Source organism: Prevotella mikamonis, from assembly GCF_055381405.1.
Genome location: NZ_AP035785.1, coordinates 1,775,012 through 1,794,707, shown reverse-complemented (window position 1 = coordinate 1,794,707; position 19,696 = coordinate 1,775,012). Strand labels below are relative to the sequence as shown.

The 19,696-nt window shown below is 47.7% G+C and carries 15 protein-coding genes; 8 read left to right on the top strand and 7 right to left on the bottom strand.

The genetic code is table 11. The features are described 5' to 3' along the window. The first annotated feature begins 54 nt into the window (after positions 1-54). The 7 genes from ACZ42L_RS07620 to ACZ42L_RS07590 all read left to right on the top strand — a co-directional run bounded on the left by ACZ42L_RS07620 (position 55) and on the right by ACZ42L_RS07590 (position 7,659). A complete protein-coding gene (locus tag ACZ42L_RS07620; RefSeq protein WP_464697889.1) occupies positions 55-774 on the top strand; it encodes an ABC transporter ATP-binding protein in 720 nt (239 codons plus the stop codon). Between the two features lie 10 nt (positions 775-784). Next, the gene (locus ACZ42L_RS07615; protein ID WP_464702224.1) at positions 785-2,044 is read left to right on the top strand and encodes an ABC transporter permease; all 1,260 of its coding nucleotides are present in this window, start codon (positions 785-787) and stop codon (positions 2,042-2,044) included. Positions 2,045-2,048: 4 nt separating this feature from the next. Then, on the top strand, positions 2,049-3,293 hold the full coding sequence (locus ACZ42L_RS07610; RefSeq protein WP_464715732.1) for an ABC transporter permease: 1,245 nt from the start codon (positions 2,049-2,051) through the stop codon (positions 3,291-3,293). Between the two features lie 34 nt (positions 3,294-3,327). Further along, positions 3,328-4,428 (top strand): efflux RND transporter periplasmic adaptor subunit, encoded by a 1,101-nt coding sequence (locus tag ACZ42L_RS07605; RefSeq protein WP_464715731.1) that lies wholly within the window; start codon positions 3,328-3,330, stop codon positions 4,426-4,428. A 68-nt stretch (positions 4,429-4,496) separates the two neighbouring features. Then, on the top strand, positions 4,497-4,865 hold the full coding sequence (locus ACZ42L_RS07600) for a GtrA family protein (RefSeq protein ID WP_464705713.1): 369 nt from the start codon (positions 4,497-4,499) through the stop codon (positions 4,863-4,865). Next, positions 4,862-6,301: a DUF6080 domain-containing protein gene (locus ACZ42L_RS07595; protein ID WP_464715730.1), complete on the top strand. Its 1,440-nt coding sequence runs from the start codon at positions 4,862-4,864 to the stop codon at positions 6,299-6,301. The genes ACZ42L_RS07600 and ACZ42L_RS07595 overlap by 4 nt, the downstream gene beginning before the upstream one ends. Then, entirely contained in the window at positions 6,298-7,659 is a 1,362-nt protein-coding gene (locus ACZ42L_RS07590) for a DUF6080 domain-containing protein (protein WP_464715729.1), read from the top strand. The genes ACZ42L_RS07595 and ACZ42L_RS07590 overlap by 4 nt, the downstream gene beginning before the upstream one ends. A 388-nt stretch (positions 7,660-8,047) precedes the next feature. Here ACZ42L_RS07590 and ACZ42L_RS07585 read toward each other — a convergent pair whose 3' ends face one another. Further along, positions 8,048-8,674 carry a hypothetical protein gene (locus tag ACZ42L_RS07585; protein ID WP_464715728.1) on the bottom strand — a complete coding sequence of 209 codons (627 nt, stop codon included), beginning with the start codon at positions 8,672-8,674 and terminating at the stop codon, positions 8,048-8,050. A 190-nt stretch (positions 8,675-8,864) separates the two neighbouring features. Between ACZ42L_RS07585 and ACZ42L_RS07580 the strand changes: the two genes are divergently transcribed. Then, positions 8,865-9,062, top strand: a complete 198-nt coding sequence (locus ACZ42L_RS07580; protein ID WP_464697877.1) for a hypothetical protein — start codon at positions 8,865-8,867, stop codon at positions 9,060-9,062. Positions 9,063-9,145: 83 nt separating this feature from the next. Here ACZ42L_RS07580 and ACZ42L_RS07575 read toward each other — a convergent pair whose 3' ends face one another. The 6 genes from ACZ42L_RS07575 to ACZ42L_RS07550 form a co-directional block, all read right to left on the bottom strand. After that, positions 9,146-10,636, bottom strand: a complete 1,491-nt coding sequence (locus ACZ42L_RS07575) for a sulfatase family protein (RefSeq protein WP_464716991.1) — start codon at positions 10,634-10,636, stop codon at positions 9,146-9,148. A gap of 57 nt (positions 10,637-10,693) precedes the next feature. Continuing rightward, positions 10,694-12,334, bottom strand: coding sequence for a RagB/SusD family nutrient uptake outer membrane protein (locus ACZ42L_RS07570; RefSeq protein WP_464705709.1), 1,641 nt, complete (start codon positions 12,332-12,334; stop codon positions 10,694-10,696). A gap of 2 nt (positions 12,335-12,336) precedes the next feature. Then, the gene (locus ACZ42L_RS07565; RefSeq protein ID WP_464715727.1) at positions 12,337-15,684 is read right to left on the bottom strand and encodes a TonB-dependent receptor; all 3,348 of its coding nucleotides are present in this window, start codon (positions 15,682-15,684) and stop codon (positions 12,337-12,339) included. A gap of 39 nt (positions 15,685-15,723) precedes the next feature. After that, positions 15,724-16,662, bottom strand: a complete 939-nt coding sequence (locus ACZ42L_RS07560; protein WP_464715726.1) for a FecR family protein — start codon at positions 16,660-16,662, stop codon at positions 15,724-15,726. A gap of 75 nt (positions 16,663-16,737) precedes the next feature. Continuing rightward, positions 16,738-17,313 carry an RNA polymerase sigma factor gene (locus tag ACZ42L_RS07555; RefSeq protein ID WP_464715725.1) on the bottom strand — a complete coding sequence of 192 codons (576 nt, stop codon included), beginning with the start codon at positions 17,311-17,313 and terminating at the stop codon, positions 16,738-16,740. A gap of 70 nt (positions 17,314-17,383) precedes the next feature. Further along, a complete protein-coding gene (locus tag ACZ42L_RS07550; protein WP_464715724.1) occupies positions 17,384-18,541 on the bottom strand; it encodes a purple acid phosphatase family protein in 1,158 nt (385 codons plus the stop codon). Positions 18,542-19,696 lie beyond the last annotated feature (1,155 nt).

Here is a 19,696-nt window from a genome sequence, read left to right as displayed (position 1 = left end):
GCAAAAAAGAGTTGCGCTGCAACTTTTGAGTTTGCTACGACGTCAAAAGGATATATGATTCATTTAAGCGACATCAACAAAACCTACTTCGGGGCGCAACCGCTTCATGTGTTGAAAGGTATCAACCTCGACATCGAGGATGGAGAGTTTGTCTCTATCATGGGAGCTTCCGGCTCCGGCAAGTCCACGCTTCTGAATATACTGGGTATTCTCGACAACTACGATACCGGCGAATATGTGCTGGGTGGCACGCTCATCAAGGACCTGTCGGAGAAGCGTGCGGCCGAATATCGCAATCGCTTTATCGGCTTCATCTTCCAGAGTTTCAACCTCATCGGGTTTAAGACGGCGGTGGAAAATGTAGAGTTGCCTCTGTTCTATCAGGGCGTTGGGCGCAAGCAACGGCATCGCATGGCTATGGAATATCTCGATAGGTTGGGGCTGGCACAGTGGGCCGAACACTATCCCAACGAACTGTCGGGTGGTCAGAAGCAGCGTGTGGCCATTGCACGGGCACTCATCACTCAGCCCAAAGTGATATTGGCCGACGAGCCGACGGGTGCGTTGGATTCAAAGACTAGTGTCGAGGTGATGGAATTGCTGAAGCAGTTGCATGCTGATGAGCATAAGACGATAGTCGTGGTGACGCATGAGAGCGGTGTGGCCAACGAGACCGATAAGATTATTCACATCAAGGACGGACTCATCGGCAGCATCGAAGAGAACATCAATCATCAGGCAAGTCCGTTTGGAATCAACGGATATATGAAGTAATGCGGATGTCATGAGAGATATAATCGCTGAAATATGGTCTACTACCAAGCGCAATAAGCTTCGCACGGCGCTCACGGGCTTTGCGGTGGCATGGGGTATCTTCATGCTCATCTTCCTGCTGGGAGCAGGTAACGGACTGATTCATGCCACGGAACAGAATTCGGGTCGGTTTCTGGATAACTCGATGATGGTGTTTGGCGGGCAGACTTCGAAAGGATATCAAGGACTGAAAGAAGGACGTGAGATTGTCTTGAACGATGCCGATATGAACACCACTCAGACACAATATGCCAAGAATATCGTGAACTTGGGGGCTTCATTAGCCATAGGAAGCGTCAATGTGTCGTTGGGAGAGAATTATGTGTCCAGCTCGTTGCAGGGTGTTCATGCCAACTTTGCGCAGATAGACAAGAAGGAAATGCTTCACGGGCGTTTCGTCAATGCACTCGATAATGCCGAAAGACGTAAGGTGATGGTCATCAGTGAAAATCAGGCCAAAGAATTGTTGCCGGGACATATAGACCGCCTGGTGGGCCGATATGTGAAGGTAGATAGTCTGGCTTTTCAGGTGATAGGCGTCTATAAAAGCGACCAGAGCCGTACAAACTCGAATTGCTATGCACCGTTTAACACCGTTCGTGTGATTTATCAGAAAGGTGACAGGGTGGGTGATATTGTCTTTACTTTCCAAGATTTGGAAACCCAGCAGGCCAATGAAGACTTTGAGAAGGCCTATAGGGCCAGCCTGAACAGGAATCATCAGGCAGCTCCCGACGACGAAGGGGCTGTCTGGATATGGAACAGATTCACCCAGGCTTTGCAGATGAACAAGGGTATGAATATTATTCGCACGGCTCTCTGGGTCATAGGTATCTTCACGTTGCTAAGTGGAATCGTGGGCGTATCGAACATTATGCTCATCACGGTCAAGGAACGTACACGTGAGTTTGGCATCCGTAAGGCCATCGGAGCGAAACCGTGGTCTATTCTGAGACTTATTATCATCGAGAGTGTCATTATTACCACTTTCTTCGGATATATCGGTATGATGATGGGAATGGTGGCCAATCAAATCATGGATGCTACGATTGGGCACGAAAAGATAGATTCCGGACTGTTCACTTTGCAGATGTTCGTCAATCCTACGGTAGGTTTTGATGTGTGTGTGGAAGCAACTTTGGTCATGATATTGGCCGGGACGATTGCCGGATTGATTCCTGCACGCAAGGCAGCACATATCAGACCCATCGAAGCATTAAGGGCTGAATAACGTTATGAGAATAGATCTAGATACATACAAGGAAATCCTCGACACGCTCACGCGCAACAAGAGCCGGTCTTTTCTTACCGGGTTCGGTATCTTTTGGGGGGTGTTCATGCTGGTAGCCCTCATCGGTGGTGGCAACGGTATGAAGGAGATGCTGTCTAAAAACTTCTCCGGGTTTGCGTCAAATTCTGCCATTATCTTTGCGGAGAATACCACGAAGCCCTATGCTGGGTATCGTAAAGGTCGCTCATGGTACATGGATTACAAGGATGTGGAGCGACTGAAAGCGCAGATTCCAGAACTGGATGTGGTCTCGCCTATGCTCAGCCAGTGGGGCAGATTTGCCGTGGTGGGCGATAAAAAGACCTCATGCACGGTGAAAGGTCTGCAAGAAGACTACATGAAAGTGGAAGAACCGCAGATGTTCTACGGCCGCTATCTGAACCGGATGGATATGCAACAAGGGCGTAAGGTGTGCGTGATAGGCAAGAAAGTGTATAAGACGCTTTTCCCCAGAGGCGGAGATCCTTGTGGTCAGTTGGTTCGTATAGACTCCATCTATTATAGCATTGTGGGAGTGGACTATAGCACTGGTAACATGAACATCAACGGAAGTACGCAGGAGAGTATCGTGATGCCGATTACATTGATGCGACAAGCCTACAATACAGGCGATCAGGTGCATCTCATTTGTGTCACCGGACGTCGTGGAGTGAAGATGAGTGAGATTACCGACCGGATGCGTGAGGTGGTTGCACGAGCCCATCGGATAGACCCCACTGATGAGAAAGCCATAACAATCTTCAATACCGAAGTGATGTTCGGGATGGTAGACAACTTGTTCCAAGGCGTGAATTTCCTCATTTGGTTGGTCGGAATTGGAACTTTGTTGGCCGGAGCTGTCGGTGTGTCCAATATCATGATGGTGACCGTCAAGGAACGAACGGTCGAGATAGGCATCCGTCGTGCCATCGGAGCTACGCCTCGCAACATCCTCGGACAAATTATCTCCGAGAGCGTTTTGCTCACGGCTGTAGCGGGAATGAGCGGAATACTCTTTGCAGTGCTCATTCTTCAACTGTTGGAGATGGGCAATACTACGGATGGAATCGTCTCTGCCCACTTTCAAGTGGATTTCTGGACGGCCTTGGGCGCAACGCTATTCATCAGCGTCCTTGGTATTCTTGCTGGTCTGGCACCTGCCGGCAGGGCCATGAGCATCAAGCCGGTAGATGCCATGAGAGACGAATAAATCATTGAAATAATAGAAAATAATAGATACAAACATGAAAAAGTATTGGAAATTTGTGGTCGCAGCACTGGTTCTATGTCTCTTCGTCGGAACCTTTGTATTTCTTTGGATTAAGTCACAACCTACTGCCGACGTGTATAGCGAGTTCACTCCCAAGGTGATGGACTTGAAGAAAACCACTGTCGTGACGGGCAAGATAGAGCCTCGTAATGAGGTGAATGTGAAGCCACAGATTAGTGGTATCATCACAGAATTGCTGAAAGAGGCCGGACAGACGGTGCAAGCTGGCGAAATCATTGCCAAAGTAAAGGTGATTCCCGATATGGGCCAGCTGGCTGCTGCACAGGCTCGTGTGCGCCTGTCGCAAATCAATGTGAAGCAGGCACAGGTAGACTATGCCCGCGAAAAACAACTCTTCGACAAGGGATTGGTGGCTGCCGACGAGTACGACAAGATAGCACAGGCTTTGAAGCAAGCCAGGGAAGAAGTGCAGGCTGCTGCCGACAATCTCCAGGTGGTGCGCGATGGAGTGTCTAAGAGCAATGCCAATACGAGCAGTACGCTGATTCGTTCTACCATCAGTGGACTGATATTGAATGTCCCGGTCAAGGTGGGTAACACCGTTATCCTCAGTAATACCTTCAACGATGGTACGACCATTGCCACCGTTGCCAATATGTCCGACCTGATATTCCGCGGTAATATCGACGAGACTGAGGTGGGACAACTGGTCTCAGGCATGCCAATGAAGATTACAATCGGTGCATTGCAGAACTCCAATTTGAAGGCCAACCTGGAGTATATCTCTCCGAAAGCCGTTGAAAGCAATGGTGCCAACCAGTTTGAAATCAAGGCAGCTGTCACCGAAATAGGTGGCAGTCATATCCGCAGTGGTTACAGTGCCAATGCCGAAATCGTGTTGGCTGCTGCCAATCATGTGCTGACAATTCCTGAGAGTGCCGTTGAGTTTCAAGGCAATAAGGCCTATGTGTATGTCATTGAGGGCGAGGGAGAGCAGCCTGTCTATACCAAGCGTGCCATTACGACGGGCTTGAGCGACGGCATCAATATCGAGGTGAAGAGTGGATTGACGACTCGCGAGAAGGTGCGAGGACCGAAGGTTGTGAAAGAATAATTGGCAGTTACATCACTGCTTTGCCGAATTTCCATTACCTTTGCACGATATTGATGAAATAGTACGGGGTGAACAAACAGTTCGGAGAAATCATACGGTTCGGTATTGTCGGTGGTGTAGCCACGCTGCTACAATATGGTATCTACCTGTTGTTGATTAAACAGATGGGGCATAATCCTGCCATGACGGTAGGTTATGTCCTGAGTTTCATCTTCAACTATCTGGCCAGCACCTACTTCACGTTTCGTGTGAAGGCGAGCGCCAAGCGTGGTGCAGGGTTTGCCTTGTCGCATGTAGTCAACTATCTGTTGCAAATGGCTACGCTCAACTTCTTCCTGTGGGTGGGCATCCCCAAGACGCTGGCGCCCATTCCGATGTTCTGCGTGTGTGTACCCGTCAACTTTCTTTTGGTCAGATATTTCCTTAAGCGCAAATGAAACGTATCTTTGGCATCTTCCGTATCAAGCCTGAAGAGCGTTGGCCGGCGTTCTTCGTGTTCCTGACGACCTTGCTACTCAATGCACTGGTCATCGTCAAGTATGCCGACAGATTTCTCTTTCCGGCCAAAGACTACCATCATCTCTTTGTATCCAACTTCCATGTGTCGGGCTACGACCCCTTGACCTATGCCGTATTGTCGCAGTGGTTCACCGAGTACAACATCTACCGACACCCTTTACTGGCCTTTTTCTTGTATCTTCCGGCACAGTTCAACAGGGGCTTGATGGGACTCACGGGCATCAACTTTGCCCCGTTCATCGTAGCTGTTTTCCTGTTGTTGGTGGCTGTCTATTCCTTTGTTTTTCTCTATCGCATTCTGCGCGAGGTTATCCAACTGCCCCGTTTTGATGCCACACTGCTGTCGCTCATGCTGTTCAGCTTTGCCTATGTGTTGGTATCGGTGTGTGTACCCGACCATTTTTCGCTGTCCATGTTCATGCTCCTGCTTACACTTTACGTCAGTGGCAAGAAACTCAGACAGGGCAAACCCTTCACCAAGTGGCAGACAATCCTGTTTTTTCTCGTTACGGCCGGCATTTCGCTCAACAACGGTCTGAAGGTTTTCATGGCTAACTGGTTTGTCAATGGGCGTCGGTTCTTCCGTCCGCTCAACCTTATTTTGGCCATTTTGCTGCCCTCTGTATTGATATGGGTATTTGCGCGCATGGAGTATCGCGAGTATCAATATCCGCGATGGAAAGCGCGCAAGGTGGCCCAGAAGCGGGCCAAAGACCGCGACCGCGCACAGTTGGCAGCCCAGTTTACCAAGGCTTGGCCGGCTTGGGATTCTGCCCGTGTAGCCCGTGCTGCCGACTCGGTGATGAAGGTGCGCACGCTGGAGAAGAAACGCGCCAATGCGAAGAAACCGAACGTGGCCCATCAGGGTAAGCCTGTGAAGAAGGGCGAATTCTGGTCGTGGACCGATATTACGACTTCGCGCACAGCCACGGCCGTAGAAAATCTCTTCGGCGAATCCGTACTCTTGCATCAGGATTATCTGCTGGGCGATACACTCACGGGCCGACCAGTCATTGTCGGTTACCGTTGGTGGCTGAACTATGTGGTAGAGGCTGTGCTGGTAGCATGCCTCCTGCTGGGTCTTTGGATTGGTCGACGCAGCCGCCTGATGTGGCTGTCTGTCTCGTTTTTTGCCCTCGATATGGCGATACACATGGTTGCCGGATTCGGTATCAACGAAGTTTATATCATGAGTCCGCACTGGGCTTTTGTGTTCCCCATCGTCCTGGCATGCCTCCTTAAAGGCGTTCCGCGGCGGGTTGCACGGCCGTTGCGTGGCCTGTTGGGACTCACGGCAGCCTATTGCTTCGTCTATAACATGACCTTACTCATAGAATATTTGGCATTCTCATGAACATTTTTCGACTGAAGAACGAGGAGCGTTGGATTGCTCTCGTGGCTTTATTGGTGGTGGCCACCTTGCTTTGGCTGATGGTCAGGCAGTATTCACCATTGTTTCTCAAGGGTGGTAATCTGGGCTACTGGACTATTTTCTCGCGCCATTTCCGCATGTCGGGCTATGATTGCTGGTCGTATATCACCCTGTCTAATCTGCGTATTCATTTCGAGACCAGTCGCCATCCCTTCTTCCTGTCTGTCTTATATCCGCTCTATCTGCTCAATCAGCAGCTCATGGATGCCACAGAGAGCAATCATGCAGTCTATCTTGTAGGCGCATTGACAACCTTCTGTGCCGTCTATTCCCTCGTCTTTATCTACCGTCTGCATCGTGAAATCATGGGCCTGAGCCTGTGGGATGGCCTGTTGCTGACGCTTTTCTTCTATAGTTTTGCCCATGTCATGGTGGCCATGCTCGTGCCCGACCACTTTGTACTTTCACTCTTCCTGCTCTCGCTGACTCTGTATCTTGTAGGCAAGGCGATACGTGAGCGGCGAAGATTGCCCCTGTGGCAGTGGACGGTGCTGCTTTTCCTCACGGCCGGCGTTACGCTTACCAATGGTGCCAAGACCCTCTTGGCGGCCCTGTTTGTCGATGGCAAGAAGGTGTTCCGTTGGCAGATGGTGGTCTTCGGAGTTGCGCTGCCGCTCGCTGCGCTTGTGGCCATCTATCTCTTTCAATACCATACCTACGAAGTTCCGCAACAGCAAGCCATACACCATATAGAAAAGAAGCAGCAGGAGAAGATACCCGACAAGGTGGCGAAGCGTACGGCGCAACGCGACCGATGGATGGAAACGCATTCGGGGAAACCTGTTGCCGACCTGCCTTTGCTGAAGATGACTGACGTGACGACCTCGCGCATACAGACACTGGTAGAGAATGTCTTTGGCGAATCCATACAGTTGCACCGCGACCATTTGCTGGAAGACGTGTCGTTCACCCGTCCCGTGTTCGTCGGTTATCGTTCGGCTGTCAACTATGTGGTAGAGGCAGTCATTGTATTGCTGTTTGTCGTGGGCCTGTGGGTGGGTCGCCACGACCGTTTCATGCTCATGGTCATGTCGTGGGTGTTGGTAGACGTGATGCTCCATCTGGTGTTGGGATTCGGCATCAATGAAGTGTATATCATGTCGGCCGACTGGATTTTTATCATTCCGCTGGCCTTGGCATGCTTGTTCAGGCTCACGCGTGGCCCTTTGCAGATGGGACTTCGCGTTGTTACATGGCTACTCACATTGTATCTTTTGGTCTGGAATGGCACATTGTTGATACACTATCTCCGGATACCCTATACACTGTTGATTCGCTGAATGGGCTTCGCAGCGATGCTGCAAGGGCCAAACAGCAATGCTGCAAAGGCCCGACAGTAACACTGCCGCGGCTTTGCAGTTTTTTAAGTAGGCAGGATATTGGTTGACAAGTAGACAAGATACAAGTATAGGAGTGGGCAGACAGCCTGTGATAAATGCGGATTTTGATAAATTTTTACCTTGTTTCTTTCTTCATACCAATCCATTGTTGTAGCTTTATAAAGTTTTACAGCAGATATAGAAGGATATACAATGGGGCAAAATCAAATAAAAAGGGGAGATGCAGCTCCATGAAAGCAGTGCAATTCCCCTATATATAGATAGTTTGTTCGTCGTTATTCAAGTAGAAGTGTGGGCAAGTGGGTTTGCTTTGATGTACTCGTAGCGTCTAGCGTTCTCTCCAGCTTCTGTGGTCATAGTCTCTCTCCGGCGCATAATGTCCGTGATGGCGATGCCCTCTGTCGCGGTGTTCAAACTCCCTGAACCGTCTCATATCACGTCTTTCCCTGTCGCGGTAACGCATTTCTTGGTGTCTGCGCATCTTCTCGATGTGTCTCATTTCTCTGTGAGACCATCTCCTGTCGGCATAGTAACGGCTGATGCGGTTGTGCCCACCCCTGTAGCTGCTGTATCCATAAGGACGTACGCGGTAGAACTTATGATAGTCGGGATAGCGCTGATAGATGCGGAAGTTCAGCATATTGTCCACGAAATAGATAGGGCGCAGGAAGTAGTCGGCTGCCGAATAGATGGAATACTGCGTGCGGGAAAGCACGTATTGCAGGTCTGCATTGCGCCTCCGCCAGTAAGAACCATACAGATTGGAGCCGGAAGAGAGCAGGTAGTCGAGATTGATTTCGTAGGCAGCTTCGTACTGGTCGTCGGACAGATTCAGTTCATACGCCATCTTATCTGTCAGGAAAAGAGCCTGTTGGCGTGCTTCGGAATAGCTCATGGCACTTGCCGATGCGACTATCGTCACCATCATGGCAATCATCATCATCATTCTTTTCATAACCTTGTCGTTTAATGTTTTACTTATTGCAAATATAGCCTATTCCAGACTGCACACAGGAGGAATTTTCCTAAACGGCGCGCTGGAATTCCCTAAACGTGCAGGGGAATTTCCAAAAACTAATGCCGGTACACACCTTATTCGAATTAAATGTGTAAATTCGCAACATCAATATGTAAGCTATTCGCTCATGGAACAAGAGAAAATCAATAACTATCGTGCTGCCGTACTCGCAGCCATGCTTGCCACGCTGGGTAAAAACGGCGAACCAAAGGTGTCGGAGAAAGAAGCTCGCGACATCCTCGACACCTTTACCGACGACGACCTGGCCTTCGGTATGCCTTACGTCAGTGCTGAGGAAATGGCCGAAACACTGTTGGAGGGGTGAAACAAAAACCGCCAGTGAGCGCATTTCTGTATTGTGTGTTCACCAGCGGTTATAATATGGTAGGTATGTAGGCTGCTATCTGCCTATTTTCCTCTTTCGGTTTCTAGTATTTTTTGCATGTCTTTCACCACGGATGGATTTCTTTTGGCCACGTTGTTACGTTCGTAGACACCCTTGGATAGGTCGTACAGCTGTGGCACAGGGTTGTTTCCCGTCTCTATTTTTGGTCCCCAGGTAATCATGGCAGGGCCGTTGTTAGGTTCAATGTATTTCCATTTGGCAGTGCGTATGGATAGTACGTGATTGGCTGATAGTTCGAGAGCGTAGGGACATCCTTCTGATGTTTTGCCCAAGAAAGCATTTAAAAGGTTTCTGCTGTCGGGTGCACTGCCTTTCGGAATACTACCGCCGACCAGCGTCGACATGGATTTGAAGAGGTCTATCTGGCTCAGCAAGGCCGAAGACTCTGTGCCTGATGCTACATTTCCTGGCCACCGTACAATCATTGGAATGGCTGTACCGCCTTCGAATGCACTGTATTTGTTGCCACGGAAAGGTCCTGCCGGCTTATGAGTACCCAACAGCTCTTCTGCACGGTCGGCATAGCCGTCGTCTACTACAGGCCCGTTGTCACTGGTCAGAATGACGAGTGTGTTCTGATCTATTCCCAATTCTTTCAATGTATTCATCAGTTGGCCTACCGTCCAGTCGAATTGCGCGATGGCATCGCCACGCAATCCCATTTCGTTTTTGCCACGGAAGCGGGCGTGTGGAAATCTGGGTACATGCACGTCGTTGGTGGCAAAATACATGAAGAAAGGTTCTGTCCGGTGTTGTTTCATGAATCCTATGGCATGGGTCAGGATGGAATCCGCTATATTCTCATCTTTCCATAGTGCCTTTCCACCGCCTTTCATGTAACCGATGCGGCTGATACCGTTAACAATGGCCATGTCGTGACCATGACTAGGTTTGAGGTTATAGAGCAGTTCGGGATTCTTTGCTCCTGTCGGCTCGCCCTCAAAAGGTTGCCTATAGCTCACCTCTATCGGTGCAGATGGGTCGTAGTTGGCCACTTTCCCATTCTCGATAAATACGCAGGGTACGCGGTCGGCTGTCGCTGCCATGATATAGGAATAGTCGAATCCTAAATCTCCCAAAGCAGCCGGCAGTGGGGCATTCCAGTCTTGTTCGCCCGTCTTGTCTCCTAATCCTAAGTGCCATTTGCCGATGGCGCAAGTGGTATAACCCTGACTTTTGAACATATCGGCCAGCGTGAATTGTCCAGGTCTGATAATCATACCTGCATTTCCGGCAGCCACGTCGGTATCTTTTCTTCTCCAGGCATATTCGCCTGTCAAGAGAGAGTAGCGCGAAGGAGTGCTGGTAGAGGCAATGGCATGACAGTCGGTGAAGCGAGTTCCCTCTTTAGCCAGCTGGTCTACGCAGGGTGTAGTCACTCGCTTGGCTCCGTAGCAGGATAAATCTCCATAGCCCAGGTCGTCTGCCACAATCAAGAAGACGTTGGGTCTTTGAGATTGGCTCTGCCCTGCTGCCAAGGCTGGATAAACCATTGGCAGCAAGAGAGACGCTGTAATATAAGGATGATGTTGCATATCTGTATGGTATGGTTACTTTTCTCGCAAGTTAGGATTGATGTTCTGCTCTGCCAACGGAATAGGCCATGTGTAATCCTGGGGAGTGCGGAAGTCGCGTCTTCCGACATACCAACGGTAGTGACCGGTCGGGTCTGCCTTCTTTGTTGAGGTGGCATAGGTCTTGGCATTGGGATAGGGAGCACCCCATATCTCGCCGACGAGCAGTTTATCGGCAATGCGCCAACGCATGATGTCCCAATAACGGATGCCCTCGTAAGCCAATTCTATCTGTCTCTCATGACGTATTATTTCGCGCAATTTGTCGGCATTGGTTTCGGTAATAGCCGGCATGTGGACGTCGGCGCGTCCCCTTACCTGGTTGATGCTGGCATCCAAGACACTTTGGTTAATAGGCTGACCACTCTCAATCATACATTCCAAGTAGCCTAACAGCACCTCGGCATAGCGAATAATTGGAGTGACGGCACTATAGCTGGTGATGTCGTTGATTTTACTCTCGTCAAAATACTTTCTCCACATGAAGCCAGTGCGCGAGATTTCAGAAGAGTAATCGAGGCGTTCTTTCTTGGATGCTTCGTAGTCGGGGCTAATGCGATATTCTGTTCCTTTGAAGGTTGAGCCATTATAATATATGGTGTAGTCGAGGCGTGGGTCTCTGTTTTCGCCTAGGTTGTTCGGATTATAGCGTGGGTCTTCGTAGTTGAACGGTGTTCCATCGGTAAATTCATAAGCTTCAAAGAGAGTACCCGACGGATTGGACAGACTCCATCCACCGTCTTTGGCAGCCAGGATATGCTGTGGCAATCCACATCCGAAGTAGTTTTCCATATATGCTATATAGAAAATGTTCTCCTTGTTGGCTGTACCGGTGCCGGCTAAGAAGAGTTCGCTGTAGCTTTTGTTGATTTCATTATCTCCAAGAGTCATAATCTCTTTGTAGGTTGTGGCTCCGTTCTTCCAGTCTTTCATGAGCATATAGGTACGTCCCAGGAAAGCCAGCGATGCTTGCTTGCAGGCCCGTCCCCTCTCTGTAGGCTTGATTTCGCTAAAGCGTGGGAGGTCGGCAGCAGCTTCCTTGAACTCGGTGGCACACCATGTCAGGATATTGGCTTGCGACTCCTTGGATACATTGTTGGCCTCTTCGCCGGTCAAAACCTTTGTTACGAGTGGGACATCCTTGAAATAACTGGCGAGATAATGATATTGCGTGGCTCTCAGGAAGCGTGCTTCGGCTATCATTCTCTTCTTCTCTGCGGTGTCTGAAGATTTAGCAATGCCCTCCAGAAAACGGTTGCAGAGCTGAATTCTGTAGTATGCCGATCTCCAATACTGTAGGATGAAGGAGTTATTGTTGAGCAGTTTGCCACTTGAAATATGGAAAAATGCGTTGTTCTCGCCGCGACGGTCGAAGGCGTTGTCGGTCAGATGTTCCATAATCAGTAGACCTTGGTACGACCAGAAGTCGGAGGGAGAATATTCCACTCCGTTGGTTATTTGTCCGCGATATAGCGAATTGAGTGCCATATAAGCATCTTTCTCATTATCCCAGAAAGTGCTTTCGGGCATGTCGGTTAAGGGCTGGCGCTCCAGGTTGCAGGAGGTTGTAAGTGCCAATGTCATGGACAGTGCCATGAATATATGAGTGTATTTCATAATTAAAATCTTAAAGTTAGACCTAAAGTGTAAGTAGACATAGTTGGATAGTAGGTTCCGTCGGTGTTTGTATTTTCCGGATCCCATCCCTTACGATAGTGATCGAACGAGATAGGATTGTCTGCGGAGATATAGAGTCTCAAGCCCGAAATACCGAATGGACGGATAACCTGTGCTGGCAGAGAGTAGCCTAGCTGGATGTTTCGAACCTTGCAGAACGATGCGTTCAGAATCCAGAAGTCAGATACAAGTGTATTCCTGCTTCCTGCATTGGTTGTAATTTCCAAGCGTGGATAAGCTGGATAGCGATTTTCTTGCTGAACATTCCAGCAATTTTCCATTTGCCATTTCTGGATGTTGCCTTCTTGGTTGAATGCCAATCCTGCATATCTGGAGAGGAATCCATTCACCTTGCCTACACCCTGAACCAGCATACTGAAGTCGAAACCAGCATACTCGAATCCAAGATTCAGACCGTAAGTGATTTTAGGAATCTGAGATCCCAGATACACTTGGTCGTCGGGAGTGACCTTGTTGTCGCCTGTTATGTCGACATAGCGGATGTCACCGGCCTTTGCCCCTTTGGCAATGGCTGTCTGGTCGTACCATTGTGCTACTTCGTCGTCTTTGAGGAATACGCCATCCGTCTTGTAGCCATAGAACATATTCATGGGATAACCGATGAATAAGTTGCTGCCATTACCCACCATTCCATTGTTCTGGGTAACATTACCCATACCGAGCGTCAATACTTTGTTGTCGATGATAGACAGGTTACCATTGATATGGTATGAGAATTTCCCTATCGTGCCACGGTAACCAGCCTCAAATTCCCAACCTTTATTCTCCAGAGCACCGGTATTAACCTGCGATACGGAAAGTCCGAAGATGGACGAATAGCTGGCAGCAGGTTTGTAAAGCACATCTGTAGTCTTGCGATAGAAATAAGAAGCAGAGAAAGTGAGCTTGTTGTTGAAGAAGCCTGTCTCAATGCCAATGTCTGAATTCTTGGTACGTTCCCACTTCAATGTTGGGTCTACATAGGTGGTTACTGCAGCTCCCTGTCTGTATACACCGCCGATGACATAGTTTTGGTCAGCCCCAAGTGTATATACCGATTGGTAAGGATAGTTACCGATATTGTTGTTACCCAATACACCATGCGAGGCTTTCAGTTTGAAATTGCTGAAGAAGTCGAGGCTATGGTTCTCTTTCCAGAATTTCTCTTCAGAAATTCTCCAGCCTGCTGCCACTGATGGGAATACTCCATACTTGCTGTCGGTAGGGAAACGTGAAGAACCGTCGTAGCGTACTGTCGCTTCGAAGAGATAACGTTGGTCATAGTTATAAGTCAATCGGCCGAACAAAGATTGGATAGCCCAGTCGTATCCGCCACCACCATTGGTTTGTCCGTCTGCACCACCAGCATCCAGATAAGGGACTTCGTCTGATGGGAAATTATTTCTATGTCCTGTCAAGGTGCGCTGTCCTTCATCTTCCCATGTGTAACCTCCTAAGAGTGCAACGTCATGCTTGCCGAATTGTTTGCTGTAGTTGGCGATAAACTGGAAGGTTTTATAGGTGGTTCGGGCCATTGAATGGTTCAGTGACGAAGGCCCGGTACTCTTGCCACCTGTCAACGTCATGTCGCAGCGATAGTCGTATACGTTTGCGTCGGTATAGTTGTAACCGCCGATAGCCCGTAATGTAAAACCGTCAATAGGAGTGTATGATAACTCGACGTTGCCTTTGAACTTGTTGCTGTCTGCGCGATAGTAGGCTGCTGAGTTTACCCATGCTACGGGTGTTCCTTGCAGTTTTGGTCCGAGACCTATCTCTCCGTTCTGGAGATAAGAAGGTGTCAGGCCGGGAAAACGCACTGCACCTTGGATGATACCTGCAAATCCGGAGTTGTCTAATATACCGGGAGTAGAAGGGTCGTGCCTGTCGGAGATGACACCACTTACTCTCATATCCAGTTTCAACTTCTTGGTCAGCTGGGCCGAAACGTTCAGTCTGGCATTGTATTTATTCAGGTAGTTGCGATCCAGTAAACCATTTTGCCGCAGGTAACCCATTGAAGCCATATATTGTAATTTCTCCGTTCCGCCGTTTACACTAATTTCATGCTTGGTCTGTAGAGCATGCCCACCGAGCAGCTTCTCTATGTAATTTTCGTCGGCATAGTTGTCTGGGTCTGATCCATCTTTGTATTTCTGAATCATCTCGTCGGTATATGTGTTGACACCTACAGCCATGTTGTAGTATTTTGCGTAGTCGTAGGAGTGGGCAAATTCTGGTAGCGATGTCGCTTTGTTGAAACCTACGCTGCCGTTGTAGGTCACTTTGGTCTTGCCTTCGCGTCCCTGTTTGGTAGTTACCAAGATGACACCGTTAGCTGCACGTGAACCATAGATGGCTGCCGAGGAGGCATCTTTCAGCACGGAGATGTTCTCTATGTCGGTCGGCATGAGGTCGGTAAGTGAGCCGGGCATCCCGTCAATCAAGATAAGGGGTTCGGGAGTTGCGCCGAAAGAACCCACACCGCGCACGCGAATCTTACCGGCATCGCCGCCGGGATTACCATTGCTCTGAGTGATGGTGACACCCGACATATAGCCGGTCAGCATGTTTGATACGTCAGATACACCGCGCGATTCGAGCTGCTTGCTGTCGACAGTGGAAATAGAACCGACTACGTCTACCTTTTTTTGGATTCCATACCCCACGACTACCACCTCATTCAGCTTCAGGGCTGCGTCTTCCTGCATGACGATGGCTAGGTTGTCGTGTCCTCTGACGGCCATTTCCTGTGGGGCATAGCCTATGTACGAGATGCTCACGATGTCGTTGTCTGCTACATCTAGACTGAAGACTCCGTTTATATCGGTCACAGCTCCGCTGGTCGTTCCTTTCACAAACACGCTTGCTCCTATGATGGGTTCTCCGTTGGAATCGGTTACTTTGCCCTTTACCCTGTGCTTGTTACCGCCTTTTGCCTGTGCGGTCTTGGCACTGCGTGTAGCTTCCTGCTTTGTCAGTACAATCGTATTGTTGCTGAATGTGTAGCTGATGTTGTGGGGCGAGAGTGTTTTTGACAGTACCGTGCGTATAGGTGTGTTGGTACAGATGATGGTTACCTTGGCATTAGGCTCTATTACGGCATCCCGATAGACGAAAGTGTAATGGGTCTGTTGTTCCACTTGATGAATGAACTTTTTGATAGATTCATTCTTCAGATTTAAGCTAATGCTCTCTTTCTGGGCTGAGACGTTCAGCGAGAAGAAAGACATCAGCAATGCCAGAAGCATTGTTGACATCCAGTTTGCATGTAGTTTTTGTACGTTCATAATGTTGGTATTTAGATAAAGTTAGTGTCTTGTATGCCTTTATTTGATAATAATTTGGTTTTCTACAATCTGGTATTGGAATCCGTATTGCATGCTAAGAGTCTTGAGTACGCTCTGTAGCGGCTCGTTATGGAATGTTCCGGAGAGCAAGTCGTGTGAATATTTGTGTCCCGTATATCTTATGCTTACACCATACCATTCACCAATTCTGGCAAGGACATCTTTCAGTGGCGTTGATTCGAAGATGAGATAACCGTCTTTCCATTTCATATCGCGCTGCGAATCATTGCTGCCCACGACTATTTTATGGTCTTTCTTTGTGTATATGGCCTTTTCGCCCGGACTGAGTGTCACTGCTTGGGCTATCTTCTCGCCGTCTATCTGTATCTTTCCAGTAAACAGCGAGGCCTCTACCTGGCTGTCTCCGGCCTTGACGTTGAACGTAGTACCGAGCACCTGTATATTCATGTCGCCCGTTGATACGCGGAAAGGATGCTTCCTGTCTTTTGTCACTTCAAAGAAGGCTTCTCCCTTCAGCAAGTTCACATAGCGATGGTCGCCGGCTTCAACATCGTATTCCAAATCTGTTCCGCTGTTCAAACTCACTTTCGTCCCGTCGGGCAAGACGATGGAAGCCCTGTTGCCAGGGGCCACAGACACTTTAGCCAGATTGGTCGGCTCTGCTTGGCGGAAGAAGTAGAACAGACCGGAAACGGTGATGAGGAATAGAGAAATGGCGGCAGCATACCTCATGAAGTTGTTTCGTCTGGACTTCCTGATTTCCAACTCCAGATTTCCCATGATTTCTTCTTTGATGTTGACAGGAATCTCTACATGGGGCATGGGTGTCTGTTGCATCACTTCCCACAACTCTTCGTCGGTAGCTTGAGCCACCATTTGCTTGAATGTCTGCAATTCGTTCTCGGTCAATCTGCCATTCAAGTATTTCTTGTATAGATTGCTAAGCAATGTTTTCATGTTATTTACGTATATAGTTTATACTTCCGAATGTGTCGGGAGTACTGAAAATGTAACATATTTTAAGGAATGGGATTAGCCGAACAGATATAAAAACATCAAGACACAGCTTTCATTCAACAGTCCGCGTCTGAATACATGCAGAATAGATGTGAGATAGTTTTTCACGGTTTGGGTCGACAGTCCCAGTCTTTCGGCTATTTCGTCTATGCTCAATCCTTGTTCGCGACTCATTTCGTAGATTTGACGTTCGCGTTTTGACAGGTTGGATTTCAATCGGGCTATCCTCTTCATTGAATCGTGGAATTCCACCTCCTCGTCCAAAGTGTTTCTCGACGGTATGCTGCTGCATCTGTCTAGATAATCATTGAAATTGAGCATTCGCACTTGTTTTCTGAACGTATCTATCACATCGTTGCGTGCCATCGTGAACAGCAGAGCGTGCAGATTGCCCCCGGTATCCAACTTGTGCCTCCTGTTCCATAGTTTCATAAACGTGTTTTGCACAATATCCTTGGCCAATTCTTCGTCTTTGGTCTGCGAGATGACAAAGCCATACAGCTCGCTCACATAGCTATTATAAATGATGGAGAAGGCCTCGGTAGACCCTCTCCTTAGTGCATGTAAATAATCTGCTTCGTTTATCAGCATTCGTTTGATACTTATGCAGGACTAATCAATCGTCGACACTATATTATATATAAGGTATGCTCGTGGGAGATTATTTCAGCTTATATTCGTAATGATGTGTACGCTTGTTGCCCGTTTCAATGCAGTCTATTGTTATCTTGCCTTGATGGATATGGCATTTCATGTATGCCATGTTGCTATTGGCAATATTGGGGAAGCTGATGGGTCCTCCCGCTTCTGCATAGGCATGCTGGTGCAGATGTCCCGATAGCATGACGGTGACGTTGAGCTGGTTCAGTCGGGGAATGATTGTCTCCAGCATGTGGTTTGCCCCATGCCAATGATGCAGCGTCGGTGGGATATGGCTGAAGACGATGAGTGGTCGCTTTCCTATCTCTCCTTTCGCAATCAACTGGTCTAGCCACTGTGCCTGTTCCGTGCGATAGGCGTCGTAGCTGGCCGTGCCATAGTATTCGATATCCGTATCGGGCTTATCTTCTCCGGAATCAATAAACAGAAAGTCGATGCCGCCGAAGTTTCTCAGACGGTAGAATTTTCCGTCTTCCGTGGGGAAGAAGCGATGCAGATATTCAGAGAAACCACCGCGTGTTTCGTGGTTTCCGCGATTCATCAGCATGGGTACAGATGTGGCGAACATGGCGACGCAGGTGTCTATATATCCCTTGTAGATTTCGTCGCTCGTATCTATGCGGTTAGACATGTCGCCGTTGAGTACCACGAAGTCTGTCTTCTTGAAATCTACGTCTTTGCACAGTGTCTTCATGAAGTCTGCTCGTTCGTGTATATCGTTCAGTACGATAAACGTCAGGTCGTCTGTCTGTGTAGGGAAGGTTCTGAAGCTGTAAGGCTCGTGCTTGTAGACCACCGATGAAGCAATGTCTCCCATCTCATGTTTATTGTCCCATATCCATTTCTTCAGCTCCTGTGTGAAGATGCGATATCTATATTGTGTACCCGGCTTCAGACCTTTGATGTGAACATGATGTATGGTGTCGTTGAGCACTCGACGCCCGAAAGCTGTATCAAAATATTTGGTTCGCTCTTTGGAATAGAAGTGGTCTTCGCCCGGTTCGGCCAGTTCTACCCATGCCATTCCCGGTTTGTCTGTCTGCCAAACGATGGTTACGCCTGTCGAATCCATATCACATATATACGGTCCATGTGTTATCTTGATTCCATAGACGGTCATCGCACACAATAGTAATAGGAACAGAATAGTCTTTCTCATGTCTTGATTATTTGGTTTAAGTTTCGAGGGCCAATAGCCGCCCTTCCTTTCTTCTTATACGTATGAGCATGCCAAAGGTACTATAAAAACAGAGGAAAAACATTAGAATGCGCACTTAAAAAGCGTTAGAAACATTTTTTTCATATTTCGGCAGGTAAGAAAATAACAATATTTAAGTGAGTTTCTTATTCTCAAAATTCTACATATATTGTTTGCCTTGTTGTGTTTGCCAGACAGAAGATGTGGAAAAACCGAGAGAATGTAATTACCTATAATCTGGTCTTATTTGTAGCTTCATGGTTTAAGGTGATTCTCTCATTTACTTATAAAAAAAGTTTGTCATTCCAGATAAGTTTTGTGTCTTTGCCCCGTTAGTTCCAGCTGAGCCTCTTTACAATGCTTAAATAGGCTGGGCTTTTTTGTTTATAGCCCTATGAGAAGAAGTTTTGAAAAAGAATATAAGTCTCCTTACGAACTTGTTTCTTTATTGAATAGTCGTGGATTAATTATTAATGACAGTAAGAAAGCTCAACAATACTTGGAAAGATAATTCATTTTAGCTTCCGTACAGAGCAAAAAAAATCGGATAAGGATTTCTCCCCTCCGACAGGGTGGGCCGCCTTTCGGCTCCACCGTTCTTGATATAACTCTCTTAACTTGACAATCTAAATACCTAAACCTAAATAACTAAAAACCTTAAAAACATTGTTATACCTGAAGTATCAATCTTCTTTCTTACCTTAACTAAACCTACTGTCTTTATAACTTCTCTAATCTAACCTAAAACCTATTTAGTATATCCCTTAATGACAATCTTCTTTTACCTTAACTAAACCTATTCTGTTTAATCCCTAAACAATCTTTCTTTTCTTACCTTAGAAAACTAATCCTGTTGTCTTTAGACGTTGCAAAGATACAGCAGCTTTTTTATTTGAACAAGAGTTTATATGTTCTTTAGCATATTTTTAAACTCTTTCTTGATATAAATCAAGGTTTGTGTGCGGACACATAGGAAAATTATAGGTAATGAAAGGAATATGATTGGCAGAGAAGATAGGAGTGGAGCGCTATTGAATAATTCATTAACTCGCTAACTCAAAAACTTACAAAAACAGCAAGGCTTTGGCAGTGTTGCTGTTTGGCCTTTGCAGCATT